Source organism: Rhodococcus sp. WWJCD1 (genome assembly GCF_002258735.1).
Lineage (GTDB): Bacteria > Actinomycetota > Actinomycetes > Mycobacteriales > Mycobacteriaceae > Rhodococcoides.
Genome location: NZ_NOXY01000007.1, coordinates 1 through 25,266, shown reverse-complemented (window position 1 = coordinate 25,266; position 25,266 = coordinate 1). Strand labels below are relative to the sequence as shown.

At 65.4% G+C, this 25,266-nt stretch carries 28 protein-coding genes; 12 read left to right on the top strand and 16 right to left on the bottom strand.

Features of this window, described 5'->3' with window-relative positions; genetic code table 11:
* Nucleotides 1–7 precede the first annotated feature (7 nt).
* From CH286_RS03895 to CH286_RS03885, 3 genes are read right to left on the bottom strand one after another with little or no spacing between them, the layout of a single operon-like run.
* Nucleotides 8–520 carry a DUF2771 family protein gene (locus CH286_RS03895; RefSeq protein WP_032404410.1) on the bottom strand — a complete coding sequence of 171 codons (513 nt, stop codon included), beginning with the start codon at nt 518–520 and terminating at the stop codon, nt 8–10.
* Nucleotides 517–2,214: an MFS transporter gene (locus CH286_RS03890; protein ID WP_176458128.1), complete on the bottom strand. Its 1,698-nt coding sequence runs from the start codon at nt 2,212–2,214 to the stop codon at nt 517–519. The genes CH286_RS03895 and CH286_RS03890 overlap by 4 nt, the downstream gene beginning before the upstream one ends.
* Before the next feature lie 4 nt (nt 2,215–2,218).
* Nucleotides 2,219–3,067: a glutaminyl-peptide cyclotransferase gene (locus CH286_RS03885; protein ID WP_441347103.1), complete on the bottom strand. Its 849-nt coding sequence runs from the start codon at nt 3,065–3,067 to the stop codon at nt 2,219–2,221.
* Nucleotides 3,068–3,108: 41 nt separating this feature from the next.
* Here CH286_RS03885 and CH286_RS03880 point away from each other — a divergent pair, with 41 nt between their 5' ends.
* From CH286_RS03880 to CH286_RS03870, 3 genes are read left to right on the top strand one after another with little or no spacing between them, the layout of a single operon-like run.
* On the top strand, nt 3,109–4,143 hold the full coding sequence (locus CH286_RS03880; protein WP_094608412.1) for a DUF3027 domain-containing protein: 1,035 nt from the start codon (nt 3,109–3,111) through the stop codon (nt 4,141–4,143).
* The gene (locus CH286_RS03875) at nt 4,140–6,869 is read left to right on the top strand and encodes a sacsin N-terminal ATP-binding-like domain-containing protein (RefSeq protein ID WP_094608411.1); all 2,730 of its coding nucleotides are present in this window, start codon (nt 4,140–4,142) and stop codon (nt 6,867–6,869) included. Before CH286_RS03880 ends, CH286_RS03875 begins: the two co-directional genes overlap by 4 nt.
* Nucleotides 6,859–7,410: a phosphatase PAP2 family protein gene (locus tag CH286_RS03870; RefSeq protein WP_170944571.1), complete on the top strand. Its 552-nt coding sequence runs from the start codon at nt 6,859–6,861 to the stop codon at nt 7,408–7,410. The genes CH286_RS03875 and CH286_RS03870 overlap by 11 nt, the downstream gene beginning before the upstream one ends.
* Here the strand turns inward: CH286_RS03870 and CH286_RS27750 are convergent.
* Together CH286_RS27750 and CH286_RS03865 are read right to left on the bottom strand one after the other, a co-directional pair.
* A complete protein-coding gene (locus tag CH286_RS27750; protein ID WP_155289340.1) occupies nt 7,379–7,522 on the bottom strand; it encodes a hypothetical protein in 144 nt (47 codons plus the stop codon). The two genes, CH286_RS03870 and CH286_RS27750, sit on opposite strands and share 32 nt — an antisense overlap.
* 141 nt (nt 7,523–7,663) lie before the next feature.
* Nucleotides 7,664–7,903: a DUF2530 domain-containing protein gene (locus CH286_RS03865; RefSeq protein WP_032377420.1), complete on the bottom strand. Its 240-nt coding sequence runs from the start codon at nt 7,901–7,903 to the stop codon at nt 7,664–7,666.
* 59 nt (nt 7,904–7,962) lie between these two features.
* Between CH286_RS03865 and CH286_RS03860 the strand changes: the two genes are divergently transcribed.
* The 3 genes from CH286_RS03860 to CH286_RS03850 are packed head-to-tail and all read left to right on the top strand — an operon-like array spanning nt 7,963 to nt 11,224.
* A complete protein-coding gene (locus CH286_RS03860; protein ID WP_094608410.1) occupies nt 7,963–9,414 on the top strand; it encodes an NCS2 family permease in 1,452 nt (483 codons plus the stop codon).
* Nucleotides 9,415–9,448: 34 nt separating this feature from the next.
* Entirely contained in the window at nt 9,449–9,895 is a 447-nt protein-coding gene (locus CH286_RS03855; RefSeq protein ID WP_032377418.1) for a MarR family winged helix-turn-helix transcriptional regulator, read from the top strand.
* Between the two features lie 57 nt (nt 9,896–9,952).
* Nucleotides 9,953–11,224 (top strand): MFS transporter, encoded by a 1,272-nt coding sequence (locus CH286_RS03850; RefSeq protein ID WP_032377417.1) that lies wholly within the window; start codon nt 9,953–9,955, stop codon nt 11,222–11,224.
* 6 nt (nt 11,225–11,230) lie between these two features.
* On the opposite strand, the gene CH286_RS03845 is transcribed toward CH286_RS03850, so the two are convergent.
* From CH286_RS03845 to CH286_RS03825, 5 genes are read right to left on the bottom strand one after another with little or no spacing between them, the layout of a single operon-like run.
* On the bottom strand, nt 11,231–11,836 hold the full coding sequence (locus tag CH286_RS03845) for a response regulator transcription factor (RefSeq protein WP_032404407.1): 606 nt from the start codon (nt 11,834–11,836) through the stop codon (nt 11,231–11,233).
* The gene (locus CH286_RS03840; protein WP_052077780.1) at nt 11,833–12,969 is read right to left on the bottom strand and encodes a sensor histidine kinase; all 1,137 of its coding nucleotides are present in this window, start codon (nt 12,967–12,969) and stop codon (nt 11,833–11,835) included. The genes CH286_RS03845 and CH286_RS03840 overlap by 4 nt, the downstream gene beginning before the upstream one ends.
* 38 nt (nt 12,970–13,007) lie before the next feature.
* Entirely contained in the window at nt 13,008–13,781 is a 774-nt protein-coding gene (locus tag CH286_RS03835) for an ABC transporter permease (RefSeq protein ID WP_037154971.1), read from the bottom strand.
* A complete protein-coding gene (locus tag CH286_RS03830) occupies nt 13,778–14,713 on the bottom strand; it encodes an ABC transporter ATP-binding protein (protein ID WP_094608409.1) in 936 nt (311 codons plus the stop codon). The genes CH286_RS03835 and CH286_RS03830 overlap by 4 nt, the downstream gene beginning before the upstream one ends.
* The gene (locus CH286_RS03825; protein WP_170944570.1) at nt 14,710–14,937 is read right to left on the bottom strand and encodes a hypothetical protein; all 228 of its coding nucleotides are present in this window, start codon (nt 14,935–14,937) and stop codon (nt 14,710–14,712) included. Before CH286_RS03825 ends, CH286_RS03830 begins: the two co-directional genes overlap by 4 nt.
* Before the next feature lie 167 nt (nt 14,938–15,104).
* On the opposite strand from CH286_RS03825, the gene CH286_RS03820 reads away from it, so the two are divergent.
* The 4 genes from CH286_RS03820 (at nt 15,105) to CH286_RS03805 (ending at nt 18,812) form a co-directional block, all read left to right on the top strand.
* Nucleotides 15,105–15,659, top strand: coding sequence for a CcdC protein domain-containing protein (locus CH286_RS03820; protein WP_032404404.1), 555 nt, complete (start codon nt 15,105–15,107; stop codon nt 15,657–15,659).
* A complete protein-coding gene (locus CH286_RS03815) occupies nt 15,656–16,798 on the top strand; it encodes a sensor histidine kinase (protein ID WP_094608408.1) in 1,143 nt (380 codons plus the stop codon). Before CH286_RS03820 ends, CH286_RS03815 begins: the two co-directional genes overlap by 4 nt.
* Nucleotides 16,795–17,442, top strand: coding sequence for a response regulator transcription factor (locus tag CH286_RS03810; protein ID WP_032404402.1), 648 nt, complete (start codon nt 16,795–16,797; stop codon nt 17,440–17,442). Before CH286_RS03815 ends, CH286_RS03810 begins: the two co-directional genes overlap by 4 nt.
* Before the next feature lie 98 nt (nt 17,443–17,540).
* Complete coding sequence (locus CH286_RS03805) at nt 17,541–18,812, top strand: MFS transporter (protein WP_094608407.1); 1,272 nt, start codon at nt 17,541–17,543, stop codon at nt 18,810–18,812.
* Here CH286_RS03805 and CH286_RS03800 read toward each other — a convergent pair.
* Nucleotides 18,809–20,008 (bottom strand): GNAT family N-acetyltransferase, encoded by a 1,200-nt coding sequence (locus CH286_RS03800; protein WP_094608406.1) that lies wholly within the window; start codon nt 20,006–20,008, stop codon nt 18,809–18,811. The genes CH286_RS03805 and CH286_RS03800 overlap by 4 nt on opposite strands.
* A 75-nt stretch (nt 20,009–20,083) precedes the next feature.
* On the opposite strand from CH286_RS03800, the gene CH286_RS03795 reads away from it, so the two are divergent.
* Both CH286_RS03795 and CH286_RS03790 read left to right on the top strand, forming a co-directional pair.
* Nucleotides 20,084–20,887: a TrmH family RNA methyltransferase gene (locus tag CH286_RS03795; RefSeq protein ID WP_094608405.1), complete on the top strand. Its 804-nt coding sequence runs from the start codon at nt 20,084–20,086 to the stop codon at nt 20,885–20,887.
* Nucleotides 20,884–21,153: a DUF2537 domain-containing protein gene (locus CH286_RS03790; protein ID WP_032404398.1), complete on the top strand. Its 270-nt coding sequence runs from the start codon at nt 20,884–20,886 to the stop codon at nt 21,151–21,153. The genes CH286_RS03795 and CH286_RS03790 overlap by 4 nt, the downstream gene beginning before the upstream one ends.
* Before the next feature lie 5 nt (nt 21,154–21,158).
* Here the strand turns inward: CH286_RS03790 and CH286_RS03785 are convergent, their stop codons facing one another.
* The 5 genes from CH286_RS03785 to CH286_RS03765 all read right to left on the bottom strand — a co-directional run.
* Complete coding sequence (locus CH286_RS03785; protein WP_094608404.1) at nt 21,159–21,929, bottom strand: DUF6928 family protein; 771 nt, start codon at nt 21,927–21,929, stop codon at nt 21,159–21,161.
* 105 nt (nt 21,930–22,034) lie between these two features.
* A complete protein-coding gene (gene sepH, locus CH286_RS03780) occupies nt 22,035–22,928 on the bottom strand; it encodes a septation protein SepH (RefSeq protein ID WP_032404397.1) in 894 nt (297 codons plus the stop codon).
* A 111-nt stretch (nt 22,929–23,039) separates the two neighbouring features.
* The gene (locus CH286_RS03775; RefSeq protein WP_032404396.1) at nt 23,040–23,711 is read right to left on the bottom strand and encodes a rhomboid-like protein; all 672 of its coding nucleotides are present in this window, start codon (nt 23,709–23,711) and stop codon (nt 23,040–23,042) included.
* A gap of 96 nt (nt 23,712–23,807) precedes the next feature.
* Nucleotides 23,808–24,926 carry a phosphoserine transaminase gene (serC, locus tag CH286_RS03770; protein WP_094608403.1) on the bottom strand — a complete coding sequence of 373 codons (1,119 nt, stop codon included), beginning with the start codon at nt 24,924–24,926 and terminating at the stop codon, nt 23,808–23,810.
* Between the two features lie 69 nt (nt 24,927–24,995).
* The coding region (locus tag CH286_RS03765; RefSeq protein ID WP_303396143.1) for a citrate/2-methylcitrate synthase at nt 24,996–25,266 on the bottom strand (271 nt) is incomplete at its 5' end.

The window sequence follows — 25,266 nt, the reverse complement described above, 5'->3', positions numbered from 1 at the left end:
ACCGAAACTACGGGCGGGTGCCGATCGACCAGATGGCGTGGCTGACGAACCCTTCCTGATTGGTATCGGTGTCGATGATGCCGGTGGGCAAGCGCACCTCGATGCCGAGCAGCGTCCGGTTGCTGTCGTCCTTCGTGGGAACCGTGACGCTGAGCTTGGTGTCCGGCTCGTTGAACTCGGTGTTCTCCACCACGTCGCCACTGTCGTCGCCGTAGACCACGGCGAGCACCCACGGGGCCGAGTAGATGGGGGCGGGCAGCGAGAGCTGCACCGTCCTGGCGTTGCCGACCTGGACCTCGGTGGTCTCACCGACGTTGGTGCACAGTGGGTCGCTGACAGCGCAGTACAGATACGGCTCCACCACGACGGCGCGACCGTTGGCGTACGCGGTGACGGTCGGTTCCTTCTCCGGTGCTCGCCCGATCAGCAGGGCGAGCACCGCAACGAATGCGACGGCGATGACGACGAGACCGGCGACGATGATCGCCGCGATCTTCTTGGTGCGGGGAGCGAGATTCACTTGGTCACGTTTTCGCCGAAGGAGCCGTCGGACATTTCTTGTTCGACGTGATCGGGGCGGTTGCCGCCGAAGCCGGGTAGGAGCGATCTGCCGCGGTAGGTGAGGAAGGTCTGCACGAGGCCGATCGTAAGCAACACCGACACGACGGTGAAACCGAGCCAGTATTCGGTGGGGAGCAGCACCCCGAGCGTGCCGCCCAGAACCCAGCACAACTGCATGACGGTTTCCGATCGGCCGAATCCCGACGCGATCGATTCCGGCGGCAGATCGGCCTGCAGCGACGCGTCGAGGGAGACCTTGGCCAGCGCGCTGGCACTCGACGCCACCAGCGCTGCCACGGCTGCGGTGAGCAGGCTGTCGGTGATCGCAGCGACGACTGCCACTACCGTCACCGCGATGGTGCACCGTAGGACCACCAACGACGGCCGGCCGAGCTTGATCCTGGCACCGAGCGCGTTACCCGCGAAGTTGCCGAGACCGGCGGCGGCTCCGACGAGTCCGAGCATCGCGGCCTGCTGCAGCGGCTCGTGTTCGGTGCGGGATTTGGCAACGAACGCGATGTAGAGCGTCAGGAAGCCGGTGAGGATGCGGATGGTGCCGTTTCCCCACAGTCCCACGATGACGGCCCGTCCCAGGGGCTGTCTACGGTTCTTCGCTTTGCTCGGCGGCGTGCGGCGCAGATTTTCTGTCGGGGCACTGCTCCCGGCGAAGTCGCTGCCGTTGTGCTGGTCGGCGTGGTAGCTCAGGGTGGCCGGCACTTCACCCTCGGTGATCTCCACCCAGGACGGGATCTGCATGCTGAGGTAGCCGCCGAGCACGGTGATCGCGGCGACGAACCACAGCGCGCCGGGTGAGCCTGCGAAGAAGGCGATGCCGCCGGCGACGGCCCCTGCCGCGATGGTGCCACCGAGCAGGCCGAAGACGGTGAGCCGAGAATTGACGCGGACGAGGTCGATCTCCGGCGGTAGCACCCTCGGTGTGACCGCACTCTTGAGGACTGCAAAGGACTTGCTGAGTACGAGCATCCCCAGGGCAGCGGGGTACAGCACCCAACTGTCGAAGTTGAACACCAGCACTACCGCCAGCACGGTGCGCAACCCGAACGATGTGGCCAGCGCGATGCGTCGACCGTGTTGAAGGCGGTCCAGTAGCGGTCCGATCAACGGTGCGATCAGCGCGAACGGCGCGATGGTGATGACGAGATACAGCGCGACCTTGGTCTTGTCCTCACCGGTGGCCGCAGAGAAGAAGAGTGTGTTGGCCAAGGCGATCGCCAACGCCGCGTCCGACGCGAAATTGGCCATGGTCGCGTAGGTCAGCGCCGTGAGCCCGGACTTGTCCGCACCGTCTGCTTTCGCAGCTCGCTGGAACGATGCGATGCCCTTGCCGGTGAGCTCGCGGCCGCGCATGGCGGCGACGCGAGTGACGGTCAGCTTCTTCGGCATGGGTGGAGGCTTGCGAGCGCCGGTCCGGCCACGCGGAGCGGTGATCTTCTCGGTTCGCGGCGGATGCAGCGGCGGCAACGGTTCGCGGCGACTCGGAACATGGGCGGAGTGAGCAGGTGCGGGCGGGTAGTTGGCCAGACCCGGATGAACCGAGTGATCAGGAGCGGAGCCTGCGGAGTGACCGGACACGCCGTTCTGTTCGGGGTCGTCCGCACCCGGTGGGGTGTGGGGGAGACGGGGATCGGTCACGGGGTCAATTCTGTCCTACGGGCGCGGTATCGGTGAATCGCACCTCGAAGATCTTGGGCCAGAATTTTCCGGTCACGAGGAATCGGTCGGTACCCGGAATCTGTGCGATGCCGTTGAAGACGTCGGCTCCGCCTCGATCGGAGTCGGACATCGAATTCCACAGCGGTGTGCCGTCGATGACGGCCGTCACTTTCCCGGTCTCGGGGTCGATGCGCATGATGTCGAATGTCTGCCACACATTGGCGTAGATCGAGCCGTCCTCGGCACATTCGAGCTCGTTGAGCCGTTCCACCGGATTGCCGTCGAGTGTGACGTCCACCGTGTCGACGGCGTCGAAAGAGGTGGGGTCGCGGAAGGTCAGGGTGGATGTGCCGTCGCTCATGACGAGGCGGTCGTCCGGTGTTCCTCGACCTTCGGTGCAGAGTCCCCAGCCTTCGCCGTCGTAGTTCACTCGACGCTGCTCGGTCAGGGTGTCCCGGTCGCGGGCGATGGCGACTCCGTCTTGCCAGGTGATCTGCCACAGGGTGTCCCCGTCGACGGTGATCCCTTCGCCGAACAGGTCGGACGGCAGATCGACCCGCTCCAGCTCGGTCATGTTCTCGAGTGAGGTGCGCCTGACGAACGACGAGCCTTCCAGCCCGGTGCCCTCGTAGAGCACGTCACCGTCGATCTCGAATCCTTGAGTGAACGCGTCGTCGCCGCGGTCGTATTCGCGCACGACGTCTGCAGTCAGGGTCGGCACCGAGTCCGAGGTCGTCGGAGCTGCGGTCGTCGATCCCGATGTCGACGAGCAGGCGGTGACCGCGAGTGCAGAGATCAGGACGGCGGCGAAGGTACGAGCGCGGACGGTCATTGCATCCATGATGGCAGCCCGAACTGGGCGTCACCGAGTCGATGCGGCAAACTGAATGTGTGAGTTTCGTATCTTCTCCAGAGCTCGATTCCATCCGCCCCGTCTTGGCCGATGCCGTGGACCTCGCGCGGCAGGCTCTGCTCGACCTGGGAGAGGGAGGTGTCGGCGAGTATCTCGGGGTCACCGTCGAGGACGCCAGCGCGGCCACTCACCGGTTCGCCAGCGATCTCGAGGGCTACCGAGGGTGGCAGTGGGCCGTTGTGGTCGCGGCCCCGGAGGACGCCGACCGCGCCACGGTCAGCGAGTTGGTTCTGCTGCCGGGCCCCGACGCTCTGGTGGCACCGTCCTGGGTGCCGTGGGACGAACGTATCCGTCCCGGCGATCTGGGACCTGGCGATCTGCTGTCTCCGCGGCAGGACGACCCACGACTCGTGCCGGGTTACGTCAGCTCCGGTGATCCCGCCATCGACGACGTTGCCGGCGAGATCGGTCTCGGTAGAACGAAGGTCACCAGCCTCGAAGGACGTCTCGACGCCGCCCAACGCTGGCACGACGGCGATTTCGGTCCCGATGCCGAGATGGCCAAGGCTGCGCCGTCGACGTGTGGGCTCTGCGGCTTCTACCTGCCCATCGCCGGATCGTTGTCTGCCGCATTCGGTGTGTGCGGCAACGAATTCGCCGCCGACGGGCGCGTGGTGCATGCGGAGTACGGCTGCGGTGCGCATTCCGATACCGAACTGCCCACCGGAGCAGGATCACCGCAATTCGAGCCGTACGACGACGCGGCTCTCGACGTCACCGTAGCGCCGACGCCTCCGGCCGAGACAAGTACTCCGGTCGAGGCGAGTGCGTCGGACGAGACCGCTTCCACGGGCGAGACCACCGACAGTGTGGACGGGTCCGACGGATCGACCGAGGGAACAGAAACGTCGGCCGCGGCCGAGGCCGTGCAGGTGGAGGCAGTTCAGGAAGCAGACGTACCGGCCGGTGAAACGGCTCCGGTATCTACCGAGTCTGTGGAACCCGAGGTGGCCGATGAGACTGAGCACGAAGAGGATTCGGTATCACCGAGCTGATCGACCCGTTCGATACCGGGTCGCTGCGCGAGTCGATTCTCGCGGCCTGGGGTTCGTCGCCCACGCGACTTCGTGAGGATTCGGCGTCCGAGTCGGATCTGGTGCGCGGAGGCTACCGCGATCGGCTGTTGACCGAGCTTGCGCAGAACGCCGCGGACGCGGCGTCGCGGGCGGGTGTTTCGGGACGGTTGGCTGTCTGGACCGATGACGCCGGTTCCATTCACATCGCCAATACCGGTGCTGCGCTCGATGTTTCCGGTGTACATGCACTGACGGCCCTGAGAGCGTCGGCCAAGTCCGCTGCAGATGGAGGCGTCGGGCAGTTCGGAGTCGGTTTCACCGCGGTGCGATCGGTGTCCGACGAGATCGAGGTGCGATCGCTGGGCGGCGGGGTGCTGTTCAGTGCGCGGCGCACCTCGGCTGCGCTGCGCGAGCGCGGGATGGCCGTGCCCGAGGCGGGCGTGCCGGTATTGAGGTTGGCGTGGCCGGTGGCGGAACCGCTCGCTGCGGGGTTCGACACGGAGATCGTGTTGACGCCGCGAACGGATGCGGACGCGGACTCCTTTGCGTCCGGATGTTCGGACGAGGCCGTGGATTTGCTTCTCGAACTCGAAGCGCTGGACTCGATCGAGATCGAGGGCGTTGTGATCGACTGTGTCAGAACGACACTCGATGCCCAGAGTGCCGACATCGCGATCGGATCACGAACATGGCGACAGTTCACCACCCCTGCCGCGCGCTGGCTGGCTCCGGTGGTCGACGGTCTACCGGTTCCTGCGTCACCCGACGTGTTGCGGGCTCCCACCCGATCGGACGAGCTGATGTCGTTGCCCGCGTTGGTGATTGCCGATGTGCCGATGCAGCCGGACCGGCGGCGCGTGCTGCCGGGTGCCTCGTTCGATGCGGTGGCACGCGGGTACGCAGAATTCGTAGCGTCACTGCCTGCGCCGTCGCGGGTGACGTTCGTGCCCGAGGTCGGATTCGCTCGAAGCGAGGTCGATGGGCAGTTGCGAGAGCTGATCTTCCGCCGATTATCCAGTGCGCCATGGCTTCCCGGTGCGCACGGACGCGACCTCGTACCCGAGCGGTCGAATGTCGTCGCAGACGCCCCCGAGGAACTCGCCTCGGTGCTGATCGACGTCGTACCCGATCTGGTCGACGCGACGCTGTCGGGAGCGCGCCACGCGTCGGCGCTCTCGGCAGTGGGGGTGCACCGGATCGGATTGGCCGGGCTGGCGGAGATGCTCGGTGGTCTGGATCGCGAGCCGCAGTGGTGGCAGCAGTTGTACGACGCGTTGACGCCCCTCGTCGTCGACGGTGTTGCTGCGGAAGAGCTTGCTGCCCTGCCTGTTCCGCTGGCAGATGGCCGCACGGTGACCGGTGCGCGAACAACGGTGATCGGCTCCGACGCCTCGGCAGCGGTGACGTGGGTGCGTCTGGTGCATCCGGGTGCAGTGAGTCCGCTGCTGACGCGGCTCGGTGCCCGCGCGGCAACTGCATTCGAATTGCTGACGGACCCGGCCCTCGAGGCGGCACTCGACGATCTCGACTGGGACAGCCACGACGACGTCGAGACTCTGGTGAATGCCGTTCTCGCCCTGGCCGCAGAGGCGGGTGAATTGCCCGGCTGGATCGGCGGCCTGCCACTCGAAGACGAGCACGGCGAGCTGCGCAGTGCCGACGAATTGTTGCTTCCCGGAGCGCCGTTGGCGAAGCTGCTGGTGCAGGATTCACCGTTCGGCGTACTCGCGCCTGCGGTGGTGACGAGGTTCGGTGAACGGGCGCTGCGCGCGGTGGGCGTCGGGTGGGGTTTCTCGGTGGTACGCGACGAGCTGCCGACGGGGCCCGATCACGACCTCGACGACGAGTCGGCGTGGTGGTCCGGCCTGTCCGCGGAACCGGACACGCTGCTCGCAGTCCGAGATCTCGATCTCGTTCGTTCGGACGCATGGTCCGAGGCGTTGACCGTTCTGCTCGACGATCCGAGTACCCGTGCGGCTCTGACCGATCGGGACGGCTACACCGCGTGGTGGCTCAGGCGTCATGCGCGAATGCAGAGGGTGCCCCTGAGTGCGTTCCGTGCGCCGTCCGACGAGACTTTCGCAGGCCTGCTCGATCCGCTGGATCACCCGCGCGCCGACGAGTTGGAGGCGGTGCTCGCCGCGCCGAAGTGCGAGAGCGTCGAGACAGCTCGTGTACTGCTGCAGGCTCTGTCGGATCCTCAGAGGCATCCGAGTCCCGCGGTGATCGCACGTACTCACACGCTGATCGCGACCGCAGTTGTCGACGGGCGCATCGACGTCGCCGACATCGATCCACCGGATCGAGTTCGCACTCTCGGCGGAGCCGTCATCGACGCGTCGGACGCGTTGGTGATCGACACGCCGTGGCTGGCAAGCGTCGTACCGCCGGAGGTTGCAGTTCTCTCGGACATCCCTACCGCGGCCGCTCTGGCGGACGTTCTCGACATCAGGCCTGCGTCGGAGGCGATCAGCGGAGAAGTGCTCGGAGTCGGACGTGTCAGCTCCTGGGACCGCGAACCTGGAGCTGTATTAGCCTGTGCAGTAATGGGATTGCCGCTGCCATCAGGAGGGGTGGTGGTGCACCGGGAACTGGTGGTCCGATCGACCGGGGACGTCAGTGGTGACCACGCCGTGCCGTTGTGGGTTACCGCAGACGGTACCGTCCACTGTGCGGCGAGTTGGGAGCGACCTCGTGGGCTTTGACGCGACAGTGCTGGACTGGATGGTCGGGCATCGAGTCGACTGGCTCACCACAATGTTCTGGATCATCACCACACTCGGCAACACGGTGTCGATGTTTCTGTTGTCCGCGGTGGTCGTCGTTGCGGTGCTTCGCGTCGGACGCAAATCGGATGCCGTGGTCGTCGCGGGGTCGATGCTCACCGGCTGGGGTCTGATGAATGCGCTCAAATTCGCGTTCGCGAGGGAGCGCCCACCGATGCCGGAGCGGCTGGTGGATATTGCGAGCCATTCGTTTCCGTCGGGCCACGCGATGATGTCGATGTTGCTTGCCACGGTGGCGATCGCGGTGATGATGCGATCGCCGCATCCGTGGCTGCATCGGCCGGTACTGCGTGCGCTACCGGTGGTCGCGTCCCTGCTGATCGGGTTCTCTCGGATCTATCTGGGTGCGCATTGGACCACGGACGTACTGGCCGGCTGGGTGTTCGGTGCCCTGTGGGGGCTGGGATGGATCTATGCCGTCAGGCTGATCAGCGCGAGAAATCCGAGCGCTGGGCGATGACGAGCAGCTCGTCGCGCATGGCCGGGCTGGAGACAGCGTTGGCGCGTGCGTAGAGGGCGCGGAGCGAGCGGACGTGGTTGCGACGGTTGCGGTACTGAGAGACGAGCTTCATGGCCTGGCTTTCGTGGATCAAAGAGGTTGATTAACTGACATAACCCATGGTCCACGTTAACTTTGTGTTACTCAACCGGCTGAGGGGTTAGTTTGCCCACGTCAGGGGCGGTGTGGTGATCGGGCTAACGTGATGCTGGTCTCAATCGAGGCCGCGCTGGGCGGTTTTGCTCCCACGACGTGACGCGGCTCTCTGCATCAGGAAGATTCCGAACCCTACGGCACCGACCGCAATGCCGGACCAGCACGTGGCGAGCGCATCGCCGGTGCGGTCTCCGGTGGCGGTGAACACGACCAGCGCGACGATCCAGCCGAGTATGCCGATCGCCAACACCGGAACCGGATCGGTGAGGCTGCGCGGGATCTGGGGGAGGTCGGCCACAAAATCACGCTACGCCACCATATTTCCCCAAGTCTCGCAGTGTGCTTTATCGTTCGCTCATGCAATTGTCGTCGCGGCTACTCGACAACTACTTCAAGATCACCGAGCGCGGCTCGACGGTGGGGTCCGAGGTACGGGGAGGCGTGGTCACCTTCGTGGCCATGGCCTATATCGTCGTCCTCAATCCGCTCATTCTCGGCAGCTTCTCCGCCGACGACGCAGCGGCCAAGACCGACGTGCTCGGCAACATTCTGCCGGTGGCCCAGGTTGCCGCTGTGACAGCGCTGGTGGCCGGGTTCATGAGCATCGCCTTCGGCATCATCGCGAACTACCCCTTCGGTATCGCGGCAGGCCTGGGCATCAACACGCTGCTCGCCGTGACCATCGCACCTCAGGTGACGTGGCCCGAGGCGATGGGGCTGGTGGTCATCGACGGCATCATCATCGTGTTGCTGGCTGTCACCGGGTTCCGCACAGCGGTCTTCAACGCGATCCCGGCGGAGCTGAAGGCAGCGATCGCCGCCGGTATCGGCGCGTTCATCGCGTTCATCGGGCTGGTCGACTCCGGCTTCGTGCGCCGTATCCCCGACGCCGCAGGTACGACGGTTCCCGTCGGGCTCGGCATCGACGGGTCGATCGCGTCGTGGCCGACGGTCATCTTCGTGTTCGGGCTGCTGCTGATGGGTGTACTGGTGGTGCGCAAGGTCCGCGGCGGACTGCTGATCGGCATCGTCGTCACGACGATCTTCGCGGCGATCGTCGAGGCCGTCACCGATGTGGGACCCTCCAACGGCGTCGACCCCAAGGGGTGGAATCTGTCGGTGCCGCAGTTGCCGAGCCAGTTGGTGCAATCTCCCGATCTGTCGCTCGTCGGCAACGTCGATCTCTTCGGAGCGTTCACACGCATCGGCGTGCTGGCGGCAAGCCTGCTGGTGTTCACGCTCGTGCTCGCCAACTTCTTCGACGCGATGGGCACGATGACCGGCTTGGGCAAGGAAGCGAATCTGGACAAGGACGGGAAACTGCCGAACATCGGTAAGGCTCTGGTGGTCGAGGGTGCCGGCGCGATCGTCGGTGGCGGTGCGTCGGCGTCGTCGAACACCGTGTTCGTGGAATCTGCGTCCGGAATCGCCGAGGGTGCCCGCACGGGGCTGGCCAACGTGGTCACCGGATTGCTGTTCTTGCTGGCCATGTTCTTCACTCCGCTCACGGCCGTCGTCCCGATCGAAGCGGCCGCTCCGGCGCTGGTCGTGGTGGGTGCGCTGATGATCGGGCAGGTACTCGACATCGACTTCCGACGCTTCGATTACGCGCTGCCCGCTTTCTTGACCATCGTGGTGATGCCGTTCACCTACTCGATCGCGAACGGGATCGGCGTCGGTTTCATCACCTGGGTGGTACTCGCGGTCGGATCCGGCCGTGCCAAGTCGGTACATCCCCTGTTGTGGATTGTTGCACTGCTGTTTGTTGCATATTTCGCGGTGGGACCCATCACCGAGGCGGTTACATGACGCGCGGTCGGTACCAGGGCGTATTCTCTGCGCTGTGACGTCGGGAAACGTAGTTAAAGACAACCGGGAATTGGCAAGCGATCTGTCGCTTGCGGTGGTGAGGCTGACTCGCCACCTTCGAGGTAGGCGAGTGGACTCGCAAGTATCACTGACGCAGCTGTCGGCTCTGGCCACGCTGAGCCGGGAGGGCGACATGACGCCCGGTGCGTTGGCTGCGCGGGAGAGGGTGCAGCCGCCGTCGATGACGCGAGTGATCGCGTCGTTGGCCGAACTCGGCCTCGTGGTGCGCACTCCGCACCCCACCGACGGACGCCAGGTGATCGTCTCGCTCTCGCCTGCCGGTCAGGAGCTGATCGCCGACGAGGCGAGCGCGCGCGAGGCGTGGATGACCGCCCAGCTCGCGGGCCTCACAGCCGAGCAACTCGACATCCTGCGTGACGCGGTGAACATCATCGGTGCCCTGGTGAGCGACTCCGAGTAGTTACCTAGGTTTATTATCTGAATGGTGGCCCCTGCTTCCTCTACATCCGGTTCGTCGATGTTCGCTGCTCTGAAGACTCGCAACTACCGATTGTGGGCGTCGGGGCAGATCGTCTCGCTGGTGGGAACGTGGATGCAGCGGGTTGCCCAGGACTGGCTCGTGCTGACGCTGTCCGGCGGCAACGGCTTCGCCGTCGGCATCGTCATGGCCCTGCAATTCGGGCCGACGCTGTTTCTCTCGGTCTGGGGTGGGGTACTGGCAGACCGGTACGACAAGCGCAAGCTCCTCATGATCACCCAGGTGTTCGCCGCAGTCTGTGGTCTGGTGCTCGGCGTGCTCGACGTCGGCAACATGGTCGAGCTGTGGCACGTCTACGTCATTGCCTTCATCCTCGGCTGCTCGTCCGCCATCGACGCGCCGGTGCGGCAGTCGTTCACCATCGAGATGGTCGGCAAGGAAACTCTCTCCAACGCGATCGCGTTGAACTCGATGACGTTCAACATGGCGCGGATCGTCGGGCCTGCGGTGTCCGGAGTTCTCATCACCCTCGTCGGTACCGGCTGGGTGTTTCTCATCAACGCGGTGTCGTTCGCCGCGGTGTTCGGTGCCCTGGTGGCGATGAACGTCGGCCAGCTCTTCCGTGTCGAACCGGCCCCGCGAGCCAAAGGGCAGGTGCGCGAAGGCTTCCGGTACGTCTGGGGACGGGGAGACCTTCGCGTGCTGCTGGCGACGGTGTTCATGGTCTCGACGTTCGGACTCAACTTTCCCCTGAGTCTGTCGGTGTTGGCGCGCAACACGTTCGGCAGCGGAGCCGACGCATACGGATTGCTCTCGACCACCCTCGCGGTCGGCACGTTGGCGGGAGCGACCCTGGCGGCCCGGCGCGCCACGGCCCCGCGATTGCGGCTCTTCATCGGTGCCGTCATCGCGTTCGGGCTGTTCGAACTGCTCGTGGGGTTGATGCCCAATTACGTTCTGGTGGCCATTCTGTTGGTGCCCACCGGCGCGTTGACGCTGACGTTCACGACGTCGGCGATGAACATTCTGCAGATGTCGGTACCGTCCGACATGCGCGGGCGCGTGATGGGCATCTACATGCTGTGCTTCCTGGGCGGAACCCCGCTGGGCAGCCCGGTGCTCGGCTGGCTCGCCGACGTCCTCGACCCACGCGCACCGCTCGTGTTCGGCGGCGTCATCTCACTGGCGACGGGTCTCTTCGCAGCCGTGTATCTACTGCGGCACAACAACTTGCGGATCACCGTGGTGCCGCCTGCCGACGGTCACCGGCTGCCCACTCTCGACACGGTGGCCGTCGGAAGCAAGGTCTGACGCTCGTCAGATCCACCCGTGGCGTCGGGCCAGTGCGCAGGCCTCGTGCCGGTTCGCCGCCCCGAGTTTCGCGGCCGCCGCGGACAGGTAGTTACGAGTGGTCCCCGGCGACAGATGCGCGCGCTGTGCGATCTCCGCGATCGATGCGCCGTCGGCGGCGAACTCGAGCACATCGGCCTCACGCGGTGTGAGCGGTGAGTCCCCGGCCCCGATGGCTTCTGCGGCGAGTGTCGGATCGACGTAGCGCCCGCCGCCGTGCACGGTGCGCACCACCTCGGCCAGGGTGGCGGCCGAGGTGGTCTTCGGCAGGAACCCCCGCACGCCTGCTTCGAGCGCCTTCTTCAGGTAGCCCGGCCGACCGTGACTGGTGACGATGATCGACGCGCAGGCGGGCAGTGTCTCGGCAATCTTCTGGGCCGTCTCGATGCCGTCGATCCCGCCCATCTGCAAGTCCAGCACCGCCACGTCGGGTGTGTGGGTGGCCGCCACGGTCAGTGCCATCTCGCCGGAGTCGGCCTGGCCGACGATCTCGATATCGTCCTCGAGATCGAGCATGGTCGCCAACGCCGATCGAATCAGATTCTCGTCGTCGGCTAACAGGACTCGGATCATGGTGTGGTCCTCGGGTTCTGGGTTGATGTCGGCAAAATCGCCGTGAGGGTGAAGTCGTCGCTGGTCTGTTCCGCGGTCACGGTGCCTCCGACTGCGACCAACCTTTCGCGCAGGCCGCTCAGGCCGGTGCCGTCGTCGCGACCGGTCGATGGTTGCGGATGATCGTTTATCAGTCGAATGCTGTTGTCGGTCAGCTCGATCCGGCAGTAGGTGGCCGCGGAATGTCGCAGAATGTTCGTCACTCCCTCGCGGACCACCCAGGCGGCCGCCTCGGCCGCACGCTCGGACAGGACCGAGGTCTCGTCGACCAGTTCGGTGGAGATGCCTGCCGCGGACAGCAGTGATCGAGCTCCGTCGAGTTCCGACGCCACATCGACCGATCGGTAGCCCCGGACCAGCTTTCTGGCGTCGGCCATGGATTCCTGGGCCAGAACGCGAACCTCGTCCATCTGGCCGGCCGCTCGGTCGTCCCCCCGACGAGCCAGCGTCGCGGCGAGTTCGCTCTTGACGGCTATGGCCGAGAGTGCGCGTCCGACGACGTCGTGCAGATCTCGCGAGAATCGCAAACGCTCCTCGGCCACCGAGAGGGCGGCGGCGGCGTCGCGGGTGGCGTCGAGTTCGGTGACGATGCGCAGCAACCACGCCGACAGTTGCACGGTGAACGCCATGAAGGCGATGAAGATGCCGAGTATCAGAGTTTCCACTGCCGGGGTTCCCAGAGCCGCAGCAAGCGCAGCGGCGGCCACGGCCGCGGCCAGGGACCATCGCAACGGAATCAGGGTCGCGACCGCAGTGGTGACGAGTACGGCGGCCCACAGTGCGTTGCTCGTGGTCCCTCCGGCAACCAGCACTACAGCGGCGACGGCCATGATCGCCAACGGGATTCGTGGGTTGGCCGTCGACTCGCCGCCGAGTGCGGGGGTGCGCTGCACAACTACGAAAGCGGCGGCGGCACACACTGCTGCCGCCGCCGTCGATAGATAATCGTCGTACTGAAGCGTTGTCAGCATCGCGCCGCCGGCAACACCGACGGTGATGAGCAGGAAGGACTGGCGGGTGTAGACGCGTACCTTGTCCACTGCACTGCTGTCGTTCCAGCCGTGCAGTGGATTGAGGTACTCGTACAGCTTCATGATCTCCAGCCTTGCAGACGGACGGCGACAGGTGCGATCTAGGACCGCGGTTCCCAGCGGAAGTGCGTACGGGCGATCAGGACGCTCCCGACGATCCAGGCGAGCATCACCGCGAGAGGCATAACGGCCTCGCCGAAGGTGCCGGCGAATCCGATCGACGTGTCGCCGGGCGTGGTGGTACCGAACCAGCCCAGATTCAGCAGGTCCGACACGGCCGCCATCGGAGTCAGTTCGATGACCTTGCTCAGCGAATCCGGAAGTACGTCGCGCAGCAGGGACGAACCGGCCATGGCGATCAGGATGACCGGCAGGCTGGTGATCTGCGCCGCTTCGGCGTTGCGGGTGAAGGCAGACGTGATCAATGCCAGAGCGGCGAACAATGCGGCACCGCCGAGAAGGGCAACGGCGACGAGCAAAGCATTGGTGGGAACCGGGCCGCCGAAGGCCACCACAACGGCACCGACGATCAGACCGAGTGCGACGGTGAGAATCAGCGAGGGTATCGCCGGTCCGAGAAGGATCTGAACGTCCGAGCTCTCCCCGGTACGAAGTCGCTTGAGCACCAACTCGTCTCGACGTGTGGCGTAGATCGAGAGCATGTTGTAGTAGACCATGAACACCAACAGGAACAGGGCGAAGATCTCGAGCGCCGCTCCGACGCCGGTGTCGGTCAGTCCGTCGTCGCCCCGGCTGCCGACGATCAGCAGCACGACGGGGAAGATCAACGGCATGACGACCGCGTTGAACAGCAGTACTCGGTTGCGTCCGAGCAGCGTGAACTCTGCTCGCGACAGGGCGGTCATCGTGTTCATGCGCTCATCACCTTCTGGTCTGTGAAGTCCGGCTTGTCGAATTCATCTGCGATGGAAAGGAATACGGTCTCGAGTGATGCCGCTCGGGCGTCCAGGCCGTGGAGCGTCACCCCGCTGGTGCGGGCCCACAGCAGCAGATCGGTCAGCGTCTCCTGAACCGAGGACGTCTGGATCGAGATCGTGTCACCCGAGACGTCCATCGACGTGCCCGGCAGCGACGGCAGTGCCGTGCCCGGGGCCTTCAGTTCGATCTTCGCCGGATGGTCGGCGACCACCTCGTCCACGGTGCCACTGCGAACAACCCTGCCGCGGTGCATGATCGCGAGTCGATCGCACAGCGACTCGGCCTCGTCCAGGTAGTGCGTCGTCAACATGATCGTCACGCCGGAGTTCTTCAGCTCCTGAATCAACCGCCATGTGTTGCGTCGACTTTCGGGATCGAGACCGGTGGTGGGCTCGTCCAGGAACAGGATGCGCGGACGGCTGATGATCGCGCAGGCGAGGTCCAGCCTGCGCTGCTCGCCGCCGGAGAGAAACTTCACCCGAGTATCGGCGCGATCGGCCAGGTCGACGCGACCGAGTACCTCGGTCACCGGCAACGGATCGCTGCAGGTGCCGGCCCACATTCGCAGACTCTCGGCGGTCGTCAGATCCTGTGGCAGGCCACCCTTCTGCAACATGATGCCCAGAGCCGGCCGCACCTTACGGCGATCGGACACAGGATCCATTCCCATGATCCGTACCGTGCCCTTGCTGGGCCGCGAAAGGCCCTGAATCACTTCGAGAGTCGAGGTCTTGCCGGCACCGTTGGTGCCCAGTAATCCGAACAGCTCACCCTCGGCGATATGCAGATCCAGAGCCTGGACGGCCTCGTACGCATTCTTGCCCGAGCCGTAGCGACGCGTCATGCCGTCGACGTCGATGATGGTCATGATTGCTTTCCCCACTGGCGCAGTCCGATGACGAACCGGACGCCCATGAAGGCGACTATGACGCCGAGTGCGACGAACGCCGGAAGCGACGTACCGACGATCGCGAACAGCACAGCGATAATCGCGAGACTGATGACGATGACGACGATCTCACGCGCCATGGTCGGAGCCGGTCCGAGCTCCATCAGATCGGTGAACAAATTTCCTTCGTCTGGTTGCTTCATGACTACGAGTCTGCTGCGCCAGAACCACCGAAAACAGTGCAGCGCATCATGACCTGAAGTGACACCGTCACGGTCCAGCCATGACAAAAGTCATGACTGTCGTTCTCCACCCGATCTCCACCCGTGGGTCGATTCGCTACCACCGCGATCTTCGTAGCGTTACCGCCATGAACATTGCAACGATTGCTCTCGTAGTCCTCCTGGTCGGATACCTGCTGGTGCGGCGCATGACCGGCCAGCTCATGGAAGCCCGGCGCATGCTGGTGCTGCCGGCGATTCTGGCCCTCGTCGGGTTGGCATCACTGAACTCGACGGACCTGTCGGCCACGGCCATCGGGTTCCTGCTCCTCGGCTGCATCGTCGGCGTGGGCTTCGGCGTGATTCGCGGCTACACCGTCAGAATCTCCGAGCGGGACGGGACGGCCTGGATGCGGTACTCGGTCGCGTCGATCGGCCTGTGGATCGCCGCCATCGCCGTCCGCGTGCTGCTGATTCCGGTGGAGAGCGCCATCGATCCGACCGCGGCGTCCGTCGCCGGTCAGGCCACGATGCTGGCCGTGGGCATCGGATTCCTCGCCGAGTCGATCGCCGTTCTCTACCGCGCCATGCACTCCGACGCCACCATCGTCTGGCGCGCCGACAAGTCCGGTCACCACACGATCTCGCCTACGCTGTCCGACATGCACAATCGGGTTCGCGGCGGAGGAACGAAGATTCGGTGACATCGGCACCCAACCCCGACGTACGGTTGCCCACGCTCGACAGCCTCAGGCTGTCGAGCCGGCCGTATGTTGCGGCCATCGTGATCGTCGCGGCCTTTGCCACCTCGGACCTGAGCAATCCGATTCTGCTCGCGCTGCTCGTCGTCAACAGTGCCGTGCTGATGGCATCGGCGATTCCGCGGCGGTTCGTGGGTCCGCGTTCGTCTCTGGTCGGTGCGGGTGTCGCGCTGGTCGCGTCTGCAGCGATGCTTCCCCTCGGGGGCACCACTGCGGCAACGCTGTTCCCGTTTCTGTTCGCGGGACATGCGGGGTGGCGATTCAAGCCGTCGATCTCGTTCCCGTTCGCGATCGCGCTCAGCGTGGCGTGCGCAACCGCGCTGTGGATCGCCGAGCACAATGGTGTCGACGGATGGCCATGGGCTACAGGGCTGTTCGCGGGTTGGCCGGTGCTGATCGGGTACTCACGGCGCAGTCGGCTGGACGCACTGCGTAATGCGCGCCGCGCCACCGATGCCGAACTCCGCGAGCATGCCCTGGCCGAGCGTGCCCGCATCGCCCGCGACATTCACGACGTTCTCGCGCACTCGCTGTCCGGGGTCAACATGCAACTCGAAGTCGCCGACGCGTTGCTCGACGCCGGCCGCGCCGAGGAGGCCAGAGCGGCAGTGGGCAAGGCGCAGAGTCTCGTTCGGGAAGGACTCACCGAGACCCGCCGTGCCGTACGGACTTTGCGTCAGGATGCGCTGCCCCTCGTGCCGACGTTGGCCGCTCTCGTGGGCGAGGACGCGAGCTTCCGTGTCGACGGCACGGCGTGCGATCTCGATACTCCGCAGGCCCAGTTCATGGTTCGGTGCGCGCAGGAGGCGATGACCAACGCACGCAACCACGCCCCCGGGGCTGCTGTCGATGTAGTGCTTCGGTTCGATGCCGGATCGGTCGAACTCTCCGTGGCCAACGGCCCAGCCCTGTCGCCACCGGACCCGGTCGAGAGCACAGGAATGGGGCTTGTCGGTATGCGCGAGCGCGCCGCGCTCGTCGGCGGGTCGGTCACTGCCGGTCCCGACGGGCGCGGTTGGATCGTGCGTGCCCGGGTTCCTCTGCACAACCGCGCAGAACCGGATACGGAAACGAGAGCATGAGCATTCGGATAGTGATCGCCGACGATCAGGCGTCGGTGCGTGAGGCGCTGGCCACGATGTTGGACCTCATCGAGGACATCACCGTGGTTGCGACCGCTGCCGACGGAGCGAGCGCGGTCACCGAGGTGACCGCGGCGATGAGCGACGATCCCCTCGACGTGGTGCTGATGGATCTGCGGATGCCGGGAACCGACGGAATCGAAGCCACGCGAATCCTGAAGGGGCGCTTCCCCGACTTGCCCGTGGTGGTGTTGACGACCTTCTCGGACGAACGCTCGATACTCGATGCACTCGGCGCTGGCGCACGCGGATATCTCACCAAGGACGCCGGACGGGTCGAGATCGCGGCGGCATTGCGCGCGGCAGCAGCGGGGCAGGCGGTGCTGAACCCGGAGGTCCAGGCACGATTGCTCGGAGCCGTCGAAGCGCCTCGCACGCAGCAGATCCCGGCCGGGTTGACGCCACGCGAGCTGGACGTCCTTCGCGCGATCGCCGCCGGCCTCTCGAATCGGGAGATCGCTCAGCAGATGTTCGTCAGCGAGGCGACGGTCAAAACACACATCAATCATCTGTTCGCCAAGGCACAACTACGTGACCGGGCTCAGGCCGTGCATTTCGCATTCACCCACGGTTTGGCGGGATAAGCGGCTCACCTGCGGGAACGCACCTGTTCGGGTACTTTCAGCTCGTGAATCGTACCGACCCGGCGAGGCCGGCAGTTGGACCTGGCCGTCGTACACAGATGCGCGTCATTCTGGTGGGCTCGGTGCCCAACCTCGTGCAGTGGTTCAACCTGTACCTCTACGCGACGTTCGCGCCGTACTTTCGGACCGAATTCTTCGATCCGGCCTCGACGAACTCACTCGTGTACGTCTACGGACTCTTCGCACTGACCTTCGTCGTGCGCCCGCTCGGCTCCTGGCTGTTCGGCAGGCTCGCGGACGTTCGAGGCCGACAGTTCGCGCTCGTCGCGGCGGTCACGCTCATGTCGGCCGGATCGGTTGCTCTGGCGGTCACTCCCACGGTCCACGACATCGGTGCCTGGGCAGCGGTGATCCTCGCGGTCGTGAGCATCGTCCAGGGCATCGCAACCGGTGGCGAGTACGCGGCGGCGACGGTGTTGCTCTCCGAGTCGGGCACCCGAGGTCATCGCGGATTCTTCGCCTCGTTCCAGGCCGCGACCATCGTCGGCGGCCTCGTGCTCGCGCAGACGTGCCTACTCGTGCTGCTCGCGAGCACCGACCGTGCGGCAATCTCCGAGTGGGGCTTTCGCCTCGCGTTCGCCGCGGGAGGCGCGGCCGGCCTGGCGTCTCTGTGGTGGGCGCGCGGACTCGATCGCGCCCCGCGAGAACCGACGGCACCGCAGGCGGACCGGGACGCCACGATGGGAGCGCTGTTTCGCGATCACTGGCGTCCGCTGTTGTGGGTGTTCCTGCTGACCGCGGGAGGAAGCGCGGCGTTCTACACCTACACCGTCACGGTTCCCTCGATCGTTCGCGAGACGTTCTTCGCCGCGGACGGGGCCAGGGGAGAGCTCACCGCGACCGGCCTCGTACTCGCGGCCTTCGTTGTGCTCATGGTGCTGCAGCCGGTCGGCGGTGCACTGAGCGACCGCATCGGCAGAAAGCCCTTGCTCGTCGTATTCGGGTCGCTGGGGATACCCGCTACCGGGGCGTTGGTGCTGGCCACCACCCGGGTCACGTCCCCGCCCGCGGTCTTCGTCATCCTGGTGAGCGCATTCCTCGTACTCATGTGTTACCTGTCGGTGAACGGCATCGCCAAGGCGGAAGTATTTCCCCCACACATCCGAGCGCTGGGCGTCGGCTTCGGCTACGCCGTGGCGAACTCGCTGTTCGGGGGTACGGCACCGTTGATCTACCACGCCACGAGCGGTCACGGCAGTGTCGAATTCATCGCCTACATGACGGTGCTGCTCGCGGTGACGCTGTACGCCGCCCTCCGGATGCAGGGCGGCTCGGCGACTGCGCTCGACAAGCCGAACGGGACGGTCTAGAAACCCCAACCCATGACGGCCGGGCGTGCTGTTCCGAACGTCAGATCCAGCGCATGCAGAGATTCCTCGTTGCGGGCGGTGAGGCGATTGGCCGCGGCGAACAACCTGGCCCGGTGCGTGCCGAAGTAGATGCTGGCGAGCACATCGATGTCGAGTTCGATGTCCGGTTCGGATTCCACCCGGGTGCAGGTCGCTGTGCCATCGGTCACGGTGAACGAGTAGGTACCGCCCGCTTCGAGGAACGGATCTCGCACGGCGATGATCAGAGACGTGTCGAGAGCGTACGTGCGCGCCTCGAGCGCTGCCTCGACGTGCATGATGCGGGCCCACAGAGCGTCGTGGTGAGCCGTGACCTTCGGTAGCCGGTTGTTGGTCAGCAGGAACGGCAGTGCTTCGTCCCGTGCCTGCCTGACCTCGATGGTGTCGACCAGGTCGACCCCCACCAGGATCTGCCACAGCGCGGCGTACGCGTCGTCGGTCACGGCGATGAATTCCTGCACCACCACCCGGCTTGGATTGCGTCCGCGGCGGTAGGCGACGTAGCCGTCGGCATGGACGATGAAGAACAGTGCGGTCAATCCGTCGCGTCGGTTCTCGCGATCGGCGAAGAAGCGCTCCCAGCGGATCGGCGGCTTGGGCTGGGCACCTGCGGTCTGCTGCTGCCACCGGTGGTAGATGTCCGGGAGCAGTTCGGTGGCCTCGGCCGATTCGATCAGCCGCACACCCGTCGCCGGGGGAGCGTCCTTGCGGAACTGCGCGAACCGGCGGTCGATCGAGACGCTGATCTCCTCGGTCACCGGCCCGTACCCGAAGCGTCCGTAGATCGTCGCCTCGCTGGCTGTCAGCAGAGACAGGGGCGCACCCGCGTCGTTCAGAGCGCGGTGTTGCTGGGTGAACATCGATCGCAGGATGCCGCGTCGGCGATGCGTCGGTGCGACCGACACCCAGGACACTCCGGAGGCCTCGACCTGCGCGCCGCCCGGAACGGTCACCGACATCGGGAAGTGCATGGCGACACCCACCGGGGTCTCGCCGTCCCATGCCAGGTACACGTGCTCGGACTTGGTGAGGATCTGCGTCTCGGCAAGATCCTCGGCGTTCTGGTGCTCGCCGAACGCGTGGGCGTCGAGTAGCGCGACGGCATCCCAGTCGTGGTCGGAGGCGGTGCGGATGGTGATCGATTCGTCGGTAGTCATCGCTCTTTACTTTTCCATACAGATGTAGGCCTTCGCCGACGGACTGCCGGAAAGGCCGGGTGACAAGATGAGCGGGTGGTTCATGTAATCGATGTCGACGATCCTCTCGACCCCCGGCTGGACGATTTTCGCGACCTCAACTCCTCGGACAGGCGACCCGATCTGCCCGAGGGCAAGGGTTTGGTGATCGCCGAGGGGGTGCTTGTCGCGCAGCGCCTGTTGACCTCGCGTTTTCCGATGATCAGCCTGCTCGGCGTGGATCGACGACTCGACGCGTTGCGCGACGATCTCGCAGAATCGGATGTCCCGTTCTATCGGACGTCGGCCGAGGTGATGGCCGAGGTCGTCGGCTTCCATCTCAATCGTGGAGTGCTGGCGGCGGCGAACAGGCCGCAGGCCCTCGAACTGGACGAGGTGCTGGCCGGCGCGAACACGGTGGCGATTCTCGAGGGGGTCAACGACCACGAGAATCTCGGGTCGATGTTCCGGAATGCGGCCGGCCTCGGCGTCGATGCCGTGCTGTTCGGTGCCGCGTGCGCCGATCCGCTGTACCGGCGGTCGGTACGGGTGTCCATGGGGCACGTTCTGCGCGTGCCGTTCGCGAAGGTGCCCGAGTGGCCGCGTGGTCTCGATCGTGTTCGCGCGCACGGTTTTCAGCTGATCTCACTGACGCCCAATCCGGAGGCCGTATCGCTGGCCACGGCGATGACGGGGGAGAAGGTCGCGTTGCTGCTCGGCGCAGAGGGTCCGGGTCTGACCGAACATGCCATGCGCGCCACAGACATTCGGGCTCGTATCCCGATGGCACCGGGTACCGATTCACTCAACGTCGCGACGGCTGCGGCAATGGGATTCTACGAACGGGTGCGTCTGACGTGACCGATCGAGACCCGGGTGTTCGCTGGACAGGTCTTCCGATCGCCCTGATCTCGGCGACACTGGTGGCAGTGGCACTGACGGCATTCGGCCTGGAACTGGCCAGAATTCAACCGCTGCTCGCGATCGGCTTGAACATCATCGTCGTGGCAGGCGCAGCCCCGACGGTCCTGCGATGGATCGCCGTCCCGGTCTGGCGCTGGGCCGTCTACGGTGCGAGTGCCGGTGCGCTACTGAGCTTCGTGGCACTCGCGGCCCTGGCCTTCTGACTCGCCTATTTGCGCGAGAACCAACGCTTCTTCGGTCGCGGTGCCGTCTGGTCCGAGGCGTCCGACATGGGGGCCTGGCCACTCGAACCGTTCGAGCCTCGGCTCTGCTGGTTCGGCGGCGGTGGCTCCTGCCCGGGAACGTACATCGTGAAGCCGCAGACCGGCAGTGTGGCCGGATCGAATTCACCGGGGTGCGGGGCACCGGTGTAGCGGAATCCGAGCCATTGGGCGTTGGCGGCCTCGGCGAATTCCTGCGGGTGAAACGGCAGAGACTGAGGATCCGGCATCACTCCGGGGGGATAGATCAGCGGATGCTCACCGGCCCAGAACGAGCGCTCCCACACCAGCGGTAGGCCCGCGTCCTCGTAGATGTACACCGGAGTAGCGCTGAACGATCGACGAAATTCACCGCGTTCCCAGTAGGCGAAGGCACCCCACGCGTGCTGGGGATCCGATGCGACGAGATAGGTGTGCTCGGATGCCAGAGGGCGAGTGAAGGATTCGGGAAGCGTCGACGGTGTCGGGACCGAAATATTGGACCCGCACACCACGGTCACGCCCGGATAGCAGCCGATGAAGACGTGATCGTCGTCCACACCCGCCGATGTCGATATCGGACCCTGAGCGAGGGGCACAGCGGTCAGGTGGGGGTACAGACGGCCGACGAGGGCCGTCGCAGCATTCCAGTCCGAGGTGGTCGCCTCTCGGAGGACAGAAATCGGATCCGGTGTGTCCACGTACCAGATCGTTGACGCTTTGGCCCCCACTGCCGGCACCTCTCTCTCCGTAAGCTTCGTCGGAAGCCTACGGCGTGAGCGTCGGCAATTTGTCACCGAGCGGTAAATCGGTCATTCGACGAAGTCAGTCGTGCATCGACGAAGTCAGTTGTGACCGCTGCTACGGACGCCGAGCAGGACGTCTTCCCAGGACGGCATGGCCGGTTTGCCGCGTTTGTCCTTACCGCCGTGACCGGGTGCAGCTTTGGGCGCGGGCTTGGGGTCTCTGGCCACCGGCTCGTGCGGCTGATCGACTTCGGGGGCCGGGGTCTCGTCGGCCTCGATCTCGACCGTCTCGGCGTCGAGTTCGCTGTCCGAGGTGGTTCCGTAGTACTCGTCGAAGCTCTGCTGCGAGGCTTCGTCGTCTGCCGATGCGGGCGCGAGGGCGCGTACCGGAGCGAGGCCGCGTAGCTGACGTCCGAAGTCGGGGTCGATCAGTTCGTGTGCGGTGTCGTCGAGCGGCGCGATGGTGCCGCCGTGTCCGTCGGGCAGGAACTGCCAGTGCGCCTTGTTGGTGGTGCGTCCCGCCTGCCACTTCAGCTGTGCGACCCACTTGTTGTCCTCGTCGCGCCACGCGTCCCACTCGGCGTCGTCGAGATTGTGGCCACGAGCGCGGAAAGCAAGGGTGACGATGTCGAGCAGAGTCTGGACGGCGGGTCCGTCGTGGCGCAGCGGATGACCGGCCTGAGCCATCGACGCGGCCTGCGAGCGCTCGAGCAGAACGGGGTGAGCGAACACCTCGACGCGGCTGACGGCCATTCCGGAATCGGCGGCGACCTGTTCGATGGTCGCTCCACTCCGAATTCGAGCCTGGATTTCCTTCGGCCGAAGCAAGCTGTCCATTTCGATCTCAATCTGTCCTAGTCGAGCGATGTCGCCGCGTGAGGCCGCGCGGAGTTTGTCGTCGGCCGGAAGCCGGAATCTGTCGCCGGTCTTGGGATCTGCGCACACGACGAACTTTCCGTCGGCCTCGAGACCCACCACGTGTAAGTCTCGCACTGTGACCTCCTCATCGCGCCGGCTCGCGATACCGTCGAATTCGACCCTAGTTCACCGGGTGTCCTCGGTGGGTGTTCGACACGCATCGCTGCGCCGGCGATCGTTTCTCCATCAGAGAGTAGACAGCTGCGGGCTCGGCTGCACTCGATCGGCCGATGTTGCGTCAATTGTCTTGTGACGCAACATCGATGCGTCCCTCTGTAAGTACAACGTGCCCAGGCCGAGGCCGATGCTCAGGGCGACCGCGTGTCCGACGGCGGTGAACGACGGGTTCGATATTCCGCTGACGGCGACGACCGCGATCCAGAGCGCGGCCCAGCCCAGCCGCCACGGCATCGGTAGGTAACGAATCATGGATCCGGCCACCGCTGCAGCTGCGTAGCTGACCCCGACGTCGACTGCCATTGCCAGTGAGTCGGCCAACCAATCGACGCGTATGCCGATGAACAGTCCGACCGCAACCAGAGCCGTCGCGCCGATGTGGCCGGCGCTGAACGTGACCAGGAAGCGTCGCCAACCGGATATCCATTCGGCGACGGCGAACAGGAATGCGACTCCGGCGAGCCACAGCCAATTCACCCGACCCTCGGTGAGAAAGACGCTCGTGACGAGGGTGGCGAGGTGGCCGTCGGTCAGATTGTGGAGGTTGGTACTCGCCGCATGCAGCACGTGCCACCGGTCGTGCGGCCCGATCTGGCCGAGCGCTACCGTGCCTGCCGCCGCGAGGATGCAGTAGACCAGCGTCACGCGAATCCGCAGCGCGAATGCCAGGAGCCTGAACATACGAGCGCTCCCTCCGAGGTCGTTACGCTTGCGTACTTGAATGCAAGTGTAGGCCTCGAAGGGAGCACCCCAGCTGGGAGCTTGCTGGCAACTAGCTCACAGCGCGGAGACGACCCAGTCGATGCTCTTCGTCAGTGCGGTGATGTCGTCCGGCTCGATGGCCGGGAACATACCGACACGCAACTGGTTGCGGCCGAGCTTGCGGTACGGCTCGGTGTCGACGACGCCGTTGGCGCGCAGGATCTTGGCGACCTGAGCTGCGTCGACCTTCTCGTCGAAGTCGATGGTTCCGACAACCTGGCTGCGGTGATCCGGGTTGGTCACGAACGGCGTTGCGAACTCGCTCTTCTCGGCCCAGTCGTACAGGCGCGAGGACGAATCGGCGGTGCGCTTGGTGGCCCAATCCAGGCCGCCCTTGCCGTTGAGCCATTCGATCTGATCGGCGAACAGCAGCAGTGTCGCCACCGCCGGGGTGTTGTACGTCTGGTCCTTGCTGCTGTTGTCGACGGCGATCGGCAGCGACAGGAAGTCCGGAACCCAACGGCCGCTCGAGGCGATCTCGTCGACGCGGGCAAGCGCGGCCGGGCTCATCAGCGCGACCCACAGCCCGCCGTCGGCGGCGAAGCACTTCTGCGGCGCGAAGTAGTAGACGTCGGAATCTGCGACGTTCACCGGAAGACCGCCCGCACCGGAGGTGGCGTCGATCGCGATGAGGGCGTTCTCGGAGCCGGCCGGACGGCTGACCGGGATGGCCACGCCTGTGGACGTCTCGTTGTGTGCCCAACCGATGAGGTCGACGGACGGGTCGGAGGTGGGCTCGGGTGCACTGCCCGGCTCGGCCTTGACGACGATGGGATCGCCGATGAAGGGGTTGTTCTTGGCCACCGAGGCGAATTTCGAGCTGAACTCGCCGTTGGTGAGGTGCAGCGACTTCTCGCGAATGAGGCCGAACGCAGCGGCGTCCCAGAACGCGGTGGTGCCACCGTTGCCGAGCACTACCTGGTAGCCCTCGGGGAGCGAGAACAGATCTTTCAAGCCACTGCGTACGCGTCCGACGACGTCCTTGACGGGCTTCTGTCGGTGGCTGGTGCCGAACACGGACGCGCCGACGTCGACCAGGGATTGCAGCTGCTCGGGGCGAACCTTGGACGGGCCGCAACCGAAGCGTCCGTCGGCGGGCAGGAGATCGGCGGGAATGATCGGCAAATCGGCCATGGAGTAGCGCGTCCTAGCGTCGATGGAATATGGCACCCACAGGGTAGTCGGGTACCGCCATGGCTTCGACTACCGGATCAGATCCCAGCCGTCGACGGACTCGGGCGTGCGGGGTTCGGGGCCGGTGTACAGGGCGGCGGGGCGGACGAGTTTGCCGAGGCGTTTCTGCTCGAGGATGTGCGCGCACCAGCCTGCGGTGCGTCCGCAGGTGAACATGGCGGGCATCATGTGGGCGGGGACCTCGGCGAAGTCGAGGATCACTGCGGCCCAGAATTCGACGTTGGTTTCGATGGCGCGGTCGGGGCGGCGTTCACGTAGTTCGGTCAACGCGGCTTGTTCG